We start from the raw sequence: 14474 nt of genomic DNA on the forward strand, positions 1-14474 counted from the left end.
GAGAGACTCTTGGGCGAATACTTTAGCAGTTTTGTTTGTCATGTTTGATGACAATTTTGTCATCAAGTTGTCATCTCACTGTTCGGGTTTATCGTCCACTCTTAACTAAGCTATACCCTATAGCAATAACACTATCACTTTGATCAACCTGCAAAAATATGGAGAGTTAACATGACGACTTCAACACGCCTGGCGGGCTTAGTCCTCAGCTCGCTTCTGATGTGTACCGGCGCATTCGCAGCAGATAACGTGATTAAACCGACGCGCGGAACCATCGACTCGGTGAATGATTCATCCATGCAAATCACCACCCGTCAAGGTGACAAGCTTGATGTGCAAATCAATGACCAAACCAAAGTTAACAGCGTGTCTAAAGGCCAGATTTCCGATATTAAAGCTGACAGCTTTATCGGTACCGCCGCCGTTCCACAGGCCGACGGCACGCTGAAAGCGCTGGAAGTTCACGTCTTCGCACCAAGCCTGCGCGGCAGCGGCGAAGGCTTCAACCCGTTTGAATCTGCCGATGGCAAAATCAACACCATGACCAACGGCACCGTCGGCAAGCTGGTCAACAGCAATGGCCGCACGCTGACCGTGAAGTACCACGACGCACAGAAAACCGTAGTGGTGCCAGATGATGTACCCGTGGTGCTGTTAGCGCCGGGCGACCGCAGCTTGCTGAAACCAGGCGTGAAAATCGTGCTGTTCGCCGCCAAAGACGATAAAGGCAACCTGGTTGCTCGTGGTATCGCCGCTGGCAAAGACGGCGTCGCGCCACCAATGTAACGGCGATTTCGTCAGTCTCCTGTGTCTAACTTTTTACTGACGATAACGCCATACTAAGAGGCCAGGCGGTGCGAAACTCCCTCTTTTCGCGCCGTTTGGCCTCACTCTTTTTCACTCTGCTTGATAGCACAGGAGCTTTCTTGTGAGCCATCAACCTTCGCTGAAACCTCTCTCGTCAGCCCAACCTAAGCCACGAAAAATCCACCCTTGGCCTGTGCGCCTCTGCCACTGGATTAATCTGCTGGCGATGATTGGCATGGTGATGAGCGGCTGGGGTATCTATAACGCCGACCCCCTGTTCGAATTTCTTACCTTCCCGCAGCAAAGCACGCTGGGAGGCTGGCTGGGTGGCAATATTGCCTGGCATCTGGCGGTGATGTGGCTGCTGGCCGTCAATGCGCTGATTTATCTGCTTTGGGGCGCCTTTAGCGGACACTTCAAGCACGACTTTTTCCCTTTTACGCCAGCTTCCATCTGGCGTGACATCGTCAAAGCCATCACCTTCAAGCTGCCTCATAAGCTGGGTGAATATAACGCGGTGCAGAAAGTGATGTATGTCGGGGTGCTGCTGCTCGGCGCGCTGCTGGTGCTCTCAGGGCTGTCTATCTGGAAGCCGGTGCAGTTTAGCGGGCTGGTCTGGCTGTTCGGCGGTTTCGACATCGCCCGTTATGTGCATTTCTTTGCCATGAGCGGCGTGATGCTGTTTGTGGTGATCCACGTTTTGATGGTGCTTTTGGTGCCTAAAACCTTTGTCGCCATGGTCACCGGCGGCAAAAAAACGGCCTTAAAGGAGCACGCCGATGAGTGACAACGCTGACAAACCCAAAATTATTCTCGAGCCAGATCAGCGCAAGCAGCTGGTGAATATCCAGCGCCGCATGCTGCTGCGCTCGGGTCTGACCCTTGGCGCGGTGTCGATGCTCACCGGCTGTAACTTGCAGGATGGCGACAATGTGGACAAGGTGCTGTGGGCCATGTCGCGCTGGAATGACCGCGTGCAGGGTTGGCTGTTTGGCGGGCAGAAGCTGGCGCAGACCTATCGCGCGGACCAAATTACCACGCCGTTCCGCTTCAATGCCTATTATCCTGAATACAATGTGCCGGAAATCGACATTCCCAACTATCGGCTGGAAGTCTCGGGCTTAGTGCAGAAGAAAGCGCCTTGGACGTTAGAGCAGCTACAGCGCCTGCCGCAGGAGAGCCAAATCACCCGGCTAATCTGTATCGAAGGCTGGAGCGCCATTGGCCAGTGGAGCGGCGTGCCGCTAAAAGTCTTCTTGCAGCACGTCGGCGCGGATCTGACGGCCAAATATGTCGGCTTTAAGTGCGACGACCGTTACTACTCGAGCATCGACATGGCCACGGCGCTGCACCCGCAGACCATCCTGGCGCTGGATTTCGGCGGTAAGCCCCTGCCCCCAGACTTTGGCTATCCGCTGCGTCTGCGCATGCCTACCAAGCTCGGTTTCAAGAACGCCAAGCACATCGGGGCGATATTCGTCACCAATGAATATCCGGGGGGATATTGGGAAGATCAGGGTTACAACTGGTATAGCGGGATTTGACGAGGAATGGCTAAAAAGCAGGCATAAAAAAACCGCCCCGAGAGGCGGTTTTTATTTTCGAAACCGTGTAGCGATTGAACGCTAACTTTTTCGAATAATTAGAAGCGGTAACCCACGCCAGCGATCCAGGTGCCAACGTCAACACTGCGGATACGAGACTGTTCGTAAGAAACGTCAATTGCAACGTTTTCCATTGGGTTGAACTGCATACCAGCGCCGTAAGAAACACCGTAGTCGCTAGTGTCAGATTTCTGACGGTCAACAGTGCTAACACCGTTGGTGCCTTCGAATTTACCGTAACCCACACCCACTACACCGTAGATGGAAGCCCAGTCGTTCAGACGGAAAGCTGGACCAGCAGTCACACCGTAGTACTGACCTTTGTTGTAGTTGTCAGCGCTTGGGTAGCTGTTTTTCTCGATGTAAGTGAAAGAGCCGATAACGCCCAGTGGGTTGCTATCTTGCTCGAAACGGTATTTCAGGTTGAAGCCGTTTGCTTTGTTAGCAACGCCTTGCATATCACCCTGCGCGTAACCTGCAGTTACGGTGCTGGTGTCTGCGAATGCGCTAGAAGCGCCCAGTGCTACTACGCAAGCTAATGCGGAAAGACATGCAATTTTTTTCATAACAACCACCTCAAATGGGAAACAAAAGTAACCTTCACCACGAAAATATAACAAAAAGCAGTGTGAAACTCTGCCTGATATAAGATGTCCAAAGCATCATATGGTGTAACAAGAAGTTTCCACAACGACATATCCTAATGATTATTAATGATTTTTTGACCCTAAAAGTATAAGTGAAACTTATTGAACTTTTTCTGATTAGCAGAAAATTCCTAAAGTTTTGTGCACTTTTCAATCAAAAAAGTGCAGGATTTTCCGAAAGCTGACCCGAAAAATTATTTTTTTTGGATTTTTTCGCCCCTCTTTTCCCTCTACACTGAACCCACAACAACACATCGCTCACAGTTTTTAGTGATAAAACAAGAATTCCGCGGAATCGGGATCACATTTAAGGCGCGAAGGATGACCGAGTCAGATAAAAATTCACCTGCGGACGGAAACACCGCATCTCATCATATTTCTGCAGACCCGGCACCTGCCCTGCCCGCGATTGCTAAGTCAGCTTCGCCACTCGTTGCTGTACTGCTGCTGTTAATTGCCATGCTCTCGTTACAGGGTGGCGCGTCGCTGGCGAAAACCTTATTTCCGGTGGTTGGCCCGCAGGGCGTCACCGCGCTGCGTCTGGGTATCGGCTCTTTGATCCTGCTGGCGTGGTTCCGGCCGTGGCGGATTAAAATGCGCGGCGGCAACCTGAAAGCCTTGCTGATTTACGGGCTGGCGCTTGGCAGCATGAACTACAGCTTCTATCTGGCTATCCAAACTATCCCGCTGGGCGTCGGCGTGGCGCTAGAATTCACCGGGCCGCTGGCCGTGGCGATGTTCTCTTCGCGCCGCCCGGTGGACTTTGTCTGGGTGATTCTGGCGGTGATCGGCCTGTGGTTCCTGTTGCCGCTCGGGCAATCGACTGACAGCATCGACCTGAAAGGGGCCTGTCTGGCGCTGTTTGCCGGCACCTGCTGGGCCATCTATATTCTGGCGGGCCAGCGCGCTGGAAGCAGCTACGGCCCCGGCACGGCGGCGCTAGGTTCATTGATTGGCGCCCTGATCTTCTTTCCGATTGGCGCGTTTCAGGCTCATAGCTCAATCTTCTCGCTGTCCATCCTGCCGTTGGGCCTGTTGATTGCCCTGCTAACCTCCGCCGTGCCGTATTCGCTGGAAATGGTCGCCATGACCAAGCTTCCCGCCAAAACCTTCGGCACGCTGATGAGCATGGAGCCGGCGATGGCCGCGCTGTCCGGCATTATCTTCCTCGGCGAGTTCCTCACCGGCACACAGTGGCTGGCGCTGGCGGCGATTATTGCCGCATCGGCGGGCTCCACGCTGACTATTCAGCGCAAAACCAAGCTGGAGACGGTAGAAGTGCCGGGCAATAATCCCTCGGGGAAGTGACTTCCTGACCCTTTCACATTAAAACCACGTCGCCGAGCGTGGTTTTTTTATGCCTAAATTCAGCCAGTTAAAAATATCTGCATTTTATTTTGATTTTTCTGCATCCAAATCCCGCCCTGGTTCGTATGTACAGATGTGAGACAAGACCTTGTCTACTTACCCTAAAAGGACCACATCATGAAAACGCTTATTCGTACCGCAATCTGTGCTTCGATTCTTTTCAGCAGCGCGTCAATGGCAGCAATGATGTCCGACACCACCATGGTGGGCGGCGCGGCCATGTACCCGTCGAAAAATATCGTCGAGAACGCCGTGAACTCTAAAGACCACACCACGTTGGTGGCGGCAGTGAAAGCCGCAGGTCTGGTAGATACTCTGCAAAGCAAAGGGCCGTTTACCGTGTTTGCTCCCACCGATGCCGCCTTTAACAAGCTTCCAGCAGGTACTGTGGCTAATCTGGTAAAACCGGAGAACAAGGCCACGCTGACCAGCATCCTCACCTACCACGTGGTGGCCGGGAAATATGAGATGAAAGATCTGGAGAAATTGATCAAAAAAGGTGGCGGTAAAGCCGAGCTGAAAACCGTGAATGGTCAGGCGCTGTGGCTGATTGGCAATGGTCCGCACAATATTCAGTTGAAAGATGCCAAGGGCGACGTGGCCAACATCAGTACCTATGATGTGCAGCAGAAAAATGGCGTGATCGACGTGATTGATACCGTGCTGATGCCGAAATAAAACCGTCTATACTGGGTGCAGTGGCGAAAAATCCCACTGCACACTTTCGGTTTTGGGGCTGGCGAATGCATGAGAATTTAACAATAAAAACGATGCCGGATCCGTCCGAGGATCCCCTGCGCGACCTGATGCACGCCATGGCTGGCGGGGATCGTCAGGCCTTCGAAAAACTGTACCGTTTAACTTCGCCGCGCCTGTTTGCCGTCGCGCTTCGCATGCTGCGACGCCACGCGTGGGCCGAAGAGGTACTGCATGACAGCTTTATCACCGCGTGGAATCGCGCTGCGTCTTATAATGCCGCACTCAGTTCCCCGATGACCTGGCTGACCCATATCGTGCGTAACCGCGCCATTGACTGGATGCGCGGCAGCGACAACCAACTTGATGAACTGGACGACAGCCTGCAACAGAGCCTGTCCGAGGATAATGACGAGCCGCTGCGCCATTTGCAGCACAACGCCGAGGCCAAAGTGCTTGCCGACTGCATGGCGCACCTGCCGAATGAACAGCGGCAAAGTTTGGTGCTGGCATACTATCAGGGACTTTCGCATGGCGAAGTCTCAGACCATTTACAACAACCTCTTGGCACGATCAAAAGCTGGATCCGTCGCGCCCTTGAGCATTTAAAGAGCTGCGTGGGCCTATGAAAAACAGACGGGAATACCATGCCGCTCTGTCGGCGGAATATGCGCTGGGGACCTTACGCGGTGCGGCGCGCCGCCAGTTTGAGATAGCCATGCAAAATGATTCGGCGCTGCAGGCCGAAGTGGCTCGCTGGCAGGAAGCCTTTACCCAGCTCGACAACAGGCTCACGCCGGTCAGCCCGCCGTCATCAGTGTGGAAACGCATTCAGCTGCAACTGGGGCCTGTGCCTCAGGCAGCGGAGCATACCGACAACGCTCCAACACCAAGCAAAATGCCGTGGCGCGGCTATCTTGGCTGGGCGCTGGCGGCGGGGCTGGCTGCATTACTGCTGGTACCTAAGCTGCTGGTGCAGCCTTCGCCTATCACGCCAGTGGCCATTTTGGCTAACAGCAGCGCTGGAAGCGGACAATGGGTGGTCAGCGTAGATAAAGACGCCAACCGGTTGACCCTCACTCCGCTGCATTTGCAGGAGATAGCCAAGGACCGAAGCTTGGAATTGTGGACCATTCCGGCGGACGGCAAACCGCGCTCGCTCGGATTGTTAAATGTGGCGTCGCCAACCCAGCTTTCACTGGCGGCAAGAATGCCTGACCCCGGCTCGACGCTGGCTATCAGCCTTGAACCTCAGGGCGGCTCCCCAACCGGGCAACCGACCGGCGCTGTTCTCTACAGCGGCGCGATTGCGCTTTAATCAGTACCCTCTAGCTTGAAAAGAAGTCTTCATCATTTTTCGCCGGGCGGCTTGGCTTGCCCGGCGTTTTTTTATCTTTGCGCTCTGACTCGCCAGCGTCATCAACTCGGTCTAGGATTATGGGCAACACCCCGACTACGCTGTTAAGGAACCGCCATGAAAGACTGGAATCCTGATCTCTACCGCCAATTCGAAGCCGAACGCACACGCCCCGCCGCTGAACTCCTTGCCCGTGTACTGCATCCTAACGCCAAATTCATCACCGACTTGGGCTGTGGGCCGGGGAATAGCACCGAACTGCTGCAACACGCCTACCCTCAAGCCCTGCTTACCGGCCTCGATACTTCTCAAGCCATGCTGGAAAAAGCGCGCGAACGCCTGCCTTCCTGCCGCTTTGAAAAGGTGGATATTCGCGAATGGAAGCCGACCCAGCCACAAGACATTATCTATGGCAATGCTTCACTACAGTGGGTGACAGGGCACGAGGAGCTGATCCCCCATCTGATGCAGCAGCTCGCGCCCGAAGGCGTATTTGCCGTGCAGATGCCGGACAACCTGTCCCAGCCCTCGCACCAGTTAATGCAAAAGGTGGCCGACCAGCCGGAGTGGAGGAATGCGATTGCCGGGGTGGATAACTCGCGCAAGCAGCTGCTCACCACCGAACAATATTATGATTTGCTGGCAAGTCAGGGGGCGTTGGTGGATATCTGGCGCACCACCTATTACCACGTGATGCCTTCGGCCAAGGCGATTGTCGATTGGCTAAGTGCCACCGGGCTGCGGCCTTTTCTGGCTCCGCTGGATGAAACCCAGCAAGAAGCTTTTCTCGCCAGCTACCTGCAAGAGCTGGAGAAGGTCTACCTGCCACGCGCCGACCGCAGCGTGCTTCTGGCCTTCCCACGGCTATTTTTAATCGCCCGTAAAAGCGCGCGCCATTAATTTTTCACTCCTTTCCTTTCACGGCTGAGAATATATTCACTCAGCCGTGAAATAAAATATTACCAATTCCTTTTCCGCCATTCACCGGCTAATGGCGAACTGTCACTCGGGGTTATTATCACTGATAAGTAAAACTGAATGGATAATTAAGATAGCTCTTAAAAAATCTCATAAAACTGCAATGGAAATGTAAATGATAAATATTATCAGTTTGCTACATCGCAAATAATCACCATTAAAATCCATTTAAAACAATAAGTTGTGATTTAAATAAAATTTTAGGGTTGAAATCACCCCTGCTCGCCCCTAGTGTATTTAACAGCAACGAGACAATGCGACGTTAATTATCTTTGTGTATATCTGGTCATGTAAAAAGCATGAGGCACACACAGAGAAAAAAATATTAAAACGCTGGCTATCACCATTAGATTTTAACGATTTCATTGATAGCTGATGATTTAAGGCAGAATGTAAAAAGGTTGCTATACTTATTCCCATACCGAATTCGTATAACGCTTAAACTAAAGATAACTAAAGAGGATATCTATTATGAGTACCGCTAAATTGGTAAAAACGAAATCTTCTGAGCTTCTCTACACACGTAATGATGTTGAAGAAGGCGTGAAGCTGGACACCATCAAAGTGCTGAACCCTTTGGTAGCTGAATACATCGACCTGTCGCTGATCACTAAGCAAGCTCACTGGAACATGCGCGGCGCGAACTTTATCGCAGTTCACGAAATGTTGGACGGTTTCCGCACTGCCATCACTGAGCATCAAGACAACATCGCAGAACGCGTGGTGCAATTAGGTGGTGTAGCACTGGGTACAGTGCAAGTGGTTAATGACAAAACTCCGCTGAAAAGCTACCCAACTAACATTCACACCGTTCAAGAGCATCTGAAAGCCTTGGCCGATCGTTATGGGCAAGTTGCCAACGACACACGCAAAGCGGCAACCAAAGTAGAAGATGAAGATACTGCAGATATTCTGACTGCGGCATCACGAGATCTGGATAAGTTCCTGTGGTTCATTGAATCCAATATTGAATAACATCAGGGTCCAGCTTTCGACTTAATCAACTTCTAGCCTTGTAGAACGTAACGGGCCAATGGTGAAAATCATTGGCCCGTTTTCTATTGATTTGGAGGATTTATGGCAAGTGGATGGGCACAAGACGGCGCCGTTCAAGATCAAATTGACTCAACCGTCGAAGACGCTGTAAACCGCGCGCGTCAGGCACTGGGCCACGGCGAAAGTGCAGAATTCTGTCACGAATGTGGCGAACCTATTCCCGAGGCGCGTCGCAAAGCCCTGCCTGGAGTGCAATATTGCATTGCCTGCCAGACAGCGCTCGACAAAAAACATCAGGCCAGTGCGGGTTATAACCGTCGGGGGAGTAAAGATAGCCAGCTGCGGTAATATCTTATATATCGCCTCACAATTGCATTGCACCAAATTGGAACAACCCGCCCCTTTTCTCCGCCATATTTACCCCCCAGCAAGCAACCGATTGCTTCATTATTAGGCAACTGTTTCAGAACTTAGTTGTAAAAGTTAGAGTTTGATAGCAATAACGCAGCGTAACTGTTAATTAGCGATTGTTTAACAGCCGCCAATTGGTTAATGATGAACCGTTGCACCATAACGATCCATGTCAATTTGTAACGACGCACCAAAAAAGTGCGATCCGAGTTATTAAGCAAGTCTTAACGGTTCAGCAAGATATTAACCCACTGAATTCTATACGACTTGCTCTGTGGCACGCTAATTGCATTAAAATCGACGCAACAAATGCCGTTCCCATAATACGTATAAAGGAAATTAACTGATGAAGTCACTGTTGAAAGTTTCCCTGGCCGCGATGACGCTGGCCTTTGCCGTTAGCTCCCACGCTGCAGACAAAAAATTAATCGTTGCAACTGACACCGCATTCGTTCCTTTTGAATTCAAACAAGGCGATAAATATGTCGGTTTCGATATTGACCTGTGGGACGCCGTCGCCAAAGAGATGAAAGTCTCCTACGAACTGAAACCAATGGACTTTGGCGGTATCATTCCTGCTCTGCAAACTCACAACATCGATCTGGCGCTGGCGGGTATCACCATCACCCCTGAGCGTAAGAAAGCGATCGACTTCTCTGACGGCTACTACAACAGCGGCCTGATGGTAATGGTTAAGAAAGACAACGACAGCATCAAAAGCGTCGCTGACCTGAAAGGGAAAACTGTGGCAGTGAAGAGCGGCACCAGCTCCGTTGACTACATGAAAGCCAACGTACAGACCAAAGATCTGCGCCAGTTCCCGAACATCGACAGCGCCTACATGGAGCTGGGCACTGGCCGCGCTGACGCGGTCATGCACGACACGCCAAACATCCTGTACTTCATCAAAACTGCCGGTAACGGCCAGTTCAAAGCCGTGGGTGACTCGCTGGCTGGCCAGCAATACGGTATCGCTTTCCCACAGGGGAGCGACCTGCGTGAAAAAGCCAACGCCGCTCTGAAAACCATTAAAGAGAACGGCACCTACGCGAAAATCTACAAAAAATGGTTTGATACCGAGCCAAAATAATATCTGTTGCGCGCAACAGACGTTAAGTGATTGAGAAGTTAACGCCTGCCAGCACAACAGGCTGAGCAGGCGTTAAAAGTAATAGATTTATCTGGAGAGATTACATGCAGTTTGATTGGAGCGTTATTTGGCCCGCTCTGCCAATCCTGCTCGAAGGCGCCAAGATGACCCTGTGGATCTCGGTCCTCGGTCTGGTTGGCGGTCTGATTATCGGTGTGATTGCGGGCTTTGCTCGCGCGTTTGGCGGCTGGTTCAGCAGCCACATTGCATTGGTATTTATTGAGCTTATTCGCGGCACCCCGATTGTCGTGCAGGTGATGTTTATTTACTTCGCCCTGCCAATGATGGTTCCTGATTTACGTATCGATCCCTTTACCGCCGCGGTGGTGACTATCATCATCAACTCCGGTGCGTACATCGCTGAAATTACTCGTGGCGCCGTGTTGTCGATTCACAACGGCTTTCGCGAAGCAGGTCTGGCGCTGGGTCTTTCGCGTCGTGACACGCTGCGTTACATCATCATGCCTCTGGCACTGCGTCGCATGCTGCCACCGCTGGGTAACCAGTGGATCGTCAGCATCAAGGACACCTCACTGTTCATCGTTATCGGCGTGGCCGAGCTAACCCGTCAGGGCCAGGAGATCATTGCCGGTAACTTCCGCGCGATGGAAATCTGGAGTGCGGTTGCCATTATTTATCTGATTATCACGCTGGCTCTGAGCTTTGTTCTGCGCCGCCTCGAACGCAAACTGAAAATTATATGATTGAATTTAAGAACGTCTCAAAACACTTTGGTAAAACCCAAGTGCTCCACGACATCGATCTGCAGATTTCTCAGGGTGAAGTGGTCGTGATCATCGGGCCGTCAGGCTCCGGTAAATCTACCCTGCTGCGCTGCATCAATAAGCTGGAAGAGATCACCTCCGGCGACCTGATTGTCGACGGCCTGAAGGTCAATGATCCGAAAGTCGACGAGCGCCTGATCCGCCAAGAAGCGGGCATGGTGTTCCAACAGTTCTACCTGTTCCCGCACATGACCGCGCTGGAAAACGTGGCCTTTGGCCCGATCCGCGTGCGTGGTGCGAAGAAGGAAGAAGCTAACAAGTTGGCAAAAGAGCTGCTGGCGAAGGTCGGCCTGTCCGAGCGCGCCCATCACTACCCTTCCGAGCTTTCCGGTGGTCAGCAACAGCGCGTGGCTATCGCCCGTGCGCTGGCGGTCAAACCTAAGCTGATGCTGTTTGATGAACCAACCTCGGCGCTGGACCCAGAGCTGCGTCATGAAGTTCTGACCGTCATGAAGCAGCTTGCGGACGAAGGCATGACCATGGTTATCGTGACCCACGAAGTTGGGTTTGCCGAGAAAGTGGCATCACGCCTGATCTTCATCGACAAAGGGCGCATTGCTGAAGATGGCAAACCTGCTGACTTGGTGAACAATCCGCCAAGCGAACGTCTGCGCGAGTTCCTGCAGCACGTTTCCTGATTCAACCAAAGCTCAATGAATAAACGGATATCCTCGGATATCCGTTTTTTTTACCCCCTTTCTCCCCCTCTGCGACATAAATTCCCTACACTGTTGTAACACCAACGGCTCCTTGTATGAGATCCATCGATAAACCGCAGCTTTAAAAGTGAGGAACAATGCCGAATAACGACTGGAACGCGTTATCGCAACGACCATTATCCAAGAGACATAAAAACCCTTTATTGCTTGTCTTGCCCTTCTTAATGCTGATGTTGACGCTGTTCAGCAGCGCCACACAAGCCGCCGCCCCGCAGCCTGCTGCCAACAGCGATGCTGATAAACAGAAAGCCTCCTATGCTGCGCTGGCGGATATTTTGCAAGATGATAAATCTCGCGCCGAGCTGATTGCTCACCTGCGCGACGCCGCCAAGCCTCAGTCTGGCGAGCAGCAACAGCCCGCCGCCGAGCCAAAATCCGAGCAAGTGTCGCTGGTTGATGGTCTGGTGGACACCAGCCAGCGCTATGCCTCACAGGTGATGCAGCGCGTGGAGCAGCTCAAAGAAACCATCGATTCCGGGCCAAAGCGCACCTTCAACGCCGAACGTTTTATTCACGCGCTCTCCTATTTCCTGATGACCGTGGTGGTGACCTTCGCCCTGTTCCACTTAATCCGTTTTCTGGTTAGCCCGCTGTATAAAAGGCTGGGGCGATGGGGGCACCACGCTCGTCTGAAAGAGGCGCACTGGTATCAACTGCCTGCCAGTATTCTGAGTGCCTTTGCGATAGATATTGCCATTTTGCTGCTCACCGTGGCCGCCGGAAACCTGTTCACTCAATATGTGAATGGCGGCAGCGCGCTGATTGCTCGCCAGCAGGCGCTGTTCCTCAGCGCCTTCGCGGTAATTGAATTCTTCAAGGCGGTACTGCGTTTACTCTTCGCGCCCAACTTCGACTATCTGCGCCCCTTCCCGCTGCGCGACAAGACTGCCAGCTATTGGAACACCCGCCTGGCGTGGGTCAGCGGCCTGATTGGTTACGCTCTGATGGTGGCCGTGCCGATTGTTGCCACGCAGATTAACTACCCGGCCGCCGCCGTGGTGAACTTTGTCGTGATGCTGGCTCTAACTCTCTACGCCAGCTGGCTGATTCTGCACAATCGCAAAAATATTCATCAGGAATTCAACCTGCTGGCCGAACGCTCGATGGCCTTTTTCAGCGTGATCTTGAGAACGCTGGGCCATATTTGGCATATTTTGGCCGTCAGCTACTTTTTGGTGCTGTTCTTCCTGTCGCAGTTCGACTTCGCTGGCAGCCTGACCTTTATGATGGCCGCCACGGTGAAGAGCCTGATTATCATCGCGCTGGGTGCCTTAATCTCCGGCCTGCTGTCGCGCTGGATTTTAAAACGTATCACCCTGCCCGATGACATCAACCGCCGCTACCCGATGCTGCAAAAGCGCATCAACTCCTATATTCCCAGCGGGCTGAAAATCCTCCGCGTTCTGGTGGTACTGTCCGTCACCCTCTCCCTGCTGGATGCGTGGCAGATATTCAATCTTCACCACTGGCTGGCCACCGAGGGCGGGCAACAAGTGGTGGGTGGCGTGACCCATATTCTGTTTATTCTGTTCTTCGCCATCGTGTCATGGACCCTGCTCGCCAGTATTATCGAGCACCGCCTGGCGCTGGAGCTGAGTAACGGCTCACGCCCAAGCGCCCGCGAACGCACCCTGCTGACGCTGTTCCGCAACGTGCTGGCCATCGTGATTTGCACCATCACCATTATGATCATGCTGTCGCAAATAGGGTTAAACATCGCGCCCCTGCTTGCCGGTGCTGGGGCACTCGGCTTAGCCATCAGCTTCGGTGCCCAGACATTGGTGAAAGACGTGATCACCGGCGTATTCATTCAGTTCGAGAATGGGATGAATACTGGGGAATACGTCACGGTGATGGGGATTAGCGGCACGGTGGAGCGCATGACCATTCGCTCCATCGGCCTGCGCGACATTTATGGCGTGTACCACATTGTCCCTTACTCTTCGATAACCACGCTGTCGAACTACGAGCGCGAGTTCGGCGTATACCGCGCCAGCTACCGCGTAGGCCGCGATGAAGATGTCGACCAGGTCAATGCCGTACTGGCCGAAGCCGTAGAAGCCTTGAAGCAGGATGAGAGTGTTAAAGGCTCCCTGCTCGGCGAGCCAATCTATCAGGGCGTAGTCGAGCTAGGCGACCAATCATTCAGCGTCCGCGTGCTGATCCGCACTAAAGCGCTGGAGCAGTGGAACGTGCAGTATGCGCTGGACCGGCTGGTGAAGATCCACTTCCAGAAGGCGGGGATTAGCATGCCGAAGCAAGCAATGAGGGTGTTTACGGAGGAGCCTCCTAAAGCTGTGGGGGATGGCTTTGAAAAGCCATAGAAACTTTTCCGTGCGCTGCCGCCACACCGCCAAAACCTTGCGTTGCCACGCAAACTGGCCCAAAGGGTTTTAAACGAAACCCTTTGGAATCCTGCGTTTTTTTGTTGCTGGTAGATCGAGGCTTCGCAGGGTTGGGATGGACGTGTTTCAGCTACCTCAGTGATCGTCGCGAAGTGCCGCCGCTTAGGCGGTTCCCGAATTTCAGGCTTCGAGCCTTGGGTCTCGAACCATTCATTCGGCGTCACTTCTGAACGCGACCTACTGGCATTTCGACCGTACCATTTCAGTTATTTTGCCTTGCTCCCTCCCCTATTTAGGGGAGGGTTGGGGTGGGGCATTTCTCACATAAACCACTGATTTTTTCGGCAATACCCCCTCCCTGCCTCCCCCTTGCCAGGGGGAGGAGCAGAACAGCACTCCACTGAAACGGTACGGTTGAGATTTCTCAAAACCGCAGTCAAAAATGGCGCTGAGCGAACGGTTCGAGACCCAAGGCTCGAAGCCTGAAGCGAAGGCACCGCCTAAGCGGCGACATTTTGCGGTGGATAACAGAAATCCCTGAAACACGTCCGCCCAGCGAGCGGAGCGCGCAGTTGAAAAGCCCGGGGGTCAAGGGGGCGGCGGCGACTGGC

The 14474-nt window shown here is 52.9% G+C and carries 15 protein-coding genes; 14 read left to right on the plus strand and 1 reads right to left on the minus strand.

Annotated elements, in window-relative coordinates; genetic code table 11:
* Positions 1-171: 171 nt before the first annotated feature.
* The 3 genes from ACT3RT_RS07805 (at position 172) to ACT3RT_RS07815 (ending at position 2351) form a co-directional block, all read left to right on the plus strand.
* Positions 172-786, plus strand: a complete 615-nt coding sequence (locus tag ACT3RT_RS07805) for a hypothetical protein (protein ID WP_353501473.1) — start codon at positions 172-174, stop codon at positions 784-786.
* A gap of 160 nt (positions 787-946) precedes the next feature.
* Entirely contained in the window at positions 947-1594 is a 648-nt protein-coding gene (locus ACT3RT_RS07810) for a cytochrome b/b6 domain-containing protein (RefSeq protein WP_396132074.1), read from the plus strand.
* The gene (locus tag ACT3RT_RS07815; protein WP_396131950.1) at positions 1587-2351 is read left to right on the plus strand and encodes a molybdopterin-dependent oxidoreductase; all 765 of its coding nucleotides are present in this window, start codon (positions 1587-1589) and stop codon (positions 2349-2351) included. Before ACT3RT_RS07810 ends, ACT3RT_RS07815 begins: the two co-directional genes overlap by 8 nt.
* A gap of 98 nt (positions 2352-2449) precedes the next feature.
* Here ACT3RT_RS07815 and ompX read toward each other — a convergent pair whose 3' ends face one another.
* Positions 2450-2977: an outer membrane protein OmpX gene (ompX, locus tag ACT3RT_RS07820; RefSeq protein ID WP_353501471.1), complete on the minus strand. Its 528-nt coding sequence runs from the start codon at positions 2975-2977 to the stop codon at positions 2450-2452.
* A gap of 402 nt (positions 2978-3379) precedes the next feature.
* Between ompX and rhtA the strand changes: the two genes are divergently transcribed.
* The 11 genes from rhtA (at position 3380) to ybiO (ending at position 13842) form a co-directional block, all read left to right on the plus strand.
* Positions 3380-4366, plus strand: coding sequence for a threonine/homoserine exporter RhtA (gene rhtA, locus ACT3RT_RS07825; RefSeq protein ID WP_485902778.1), 987 nt, complete (start codon positions 3380-3382; stop codon positions 4364-4366).
* Between the two features lie 177 nt (positions 4367-4543).
* On the plus strand, positions 4544-5104 hold the full coding sequence (locus tag ACT3RT_RS07830) for a fasciclin domain-containing protein (protein ID WP_353501469.1): 561 nt from the start codon (positions 4544-4546) through the stop codon (positions 5102-5104).
* A gap of 65 nt (positions 5105-5169) precedes the next feature.
* Positions 5170-5751, plus strand: a complete 582-nt coding sequence (locus tag ACT3RT_RS07835) for a sigma-70 family RNA polymerase sigma factor (protein ID WP_353501468.1) — start codon at positions 5170-5172, stop codon at positions 5749-5751.
* Positions 5748-6440, plus strand: a complete 693-nt coding sequence (locus tag ACT3RT_RS07840) for an anti-sigma factor (RefSeq protein ID WP_353501467.1) — start codon at positions 5748-5750, stop codon at positions 6438-6440. The genes ACT3RT_RS07835 and ACT3RT_RS07840 overlap by 4 nt, the downstream gene beginning before the upstream one ends.
* Before the next feature lie 156 nt (positions 6441-6596).
* A complete protein-coding gene (gene tam, locus ACT3RT_RS07845; protein WP_485902781.1) occupies positions 6597-7379 on the plus strand; it encodes a trans-aconitate 2-methyltransferase in 783 nt (260 codons plus the stop codon).
* Positions 7380-7928: 549 nt separating this feature from the next.
* On the plus strand, positions 7929-8432 hold the full coding sequence (gene dps, locus ACT3RT_RS07850) for a DNA starvation/stationary phase protection protein Dps (protein ID WP_034788867.1): 504 nt from the start codon (positions 7929-7931) through the stop codon (positions 8430-8432).
* A 102-nt stretch (positions 8433-8534) separates the two neighbouring features.
* Positions 8535-8801 carry a DksA/TraR family C4-type zinc finger protein gene (locus ACT3RT_RS07855; protein ID WP_353501465.1) on the plus strand — a complete coding sequence of 89 codons (267 nt, stop codon included), beginning with the start codon at positions 8535-8537 and terminating at the stop codon, positions 8799-8801.
* A 409-nt stretch (positions 8802-9210) separates the two neighbouring features.
* Complete coding sequence (gene glnH, locus ACT3RT_RS07860; RefSeq protein WP_034788847.1) at positions 9211-9954, plus strand: glutamine ABC transporter substrate-binding protein GlnH; 744 nt, start codon at positions 9211-9213, stop codon at positions 9952-9954.
* Positions 9955-10058: 104 nt separating this feature from the next.
* Positions 10059-10718, plus strand: a complete 660-nt coding sequence (glnP, locus tag ACT3RT_RS07865) for a glutamine ABC transporter permease GlnP (protein ID WP_353501464.1) — start codon at positions 10059-10061, stop codon at positions 10716-10718.
* A complete protein-coding gene (gene glnQ, locus ACT3RT_RS07870) occupies positions 10715-11437 on the plus strand; it encodes a glutamine ABC transporter ATP-binding protein GlnQ (RefSeq protein WP_353501463.1) in 723 nt (240 codons plus the stop codon). Before glnP ends, glnQ begins: the two co-directional genes overlap by 4 nt.
* A gap of 245 nt (positions 11438-11682) precedes the next feature.
* Positions 11683-13842 carry a mechanosensitive channel protein gene (gene ybiO / locus ACT3RT_RS07875; RefSeq protein WP_353501462.1) on the plus strand — a complete coding sequence of 720 codons (2160 nt, stop codon included), beginning with the start codon at positions 11683-11685 and terminating at the stop codon, positions 13840-13842.
* Positions 13843-14474: the final 632 nt, after the last annotated feature.

The sequence above is a fragment of the Ewingella sp. AOP9-I1-14 genome, from assembly GCF_052375995.1.
GTDB lineage: Bacteria > Pseudomonadota > Gammaproteobacteria > Enterobacterales > Enterobacteriaceae > Ewingella > Ewingella allii.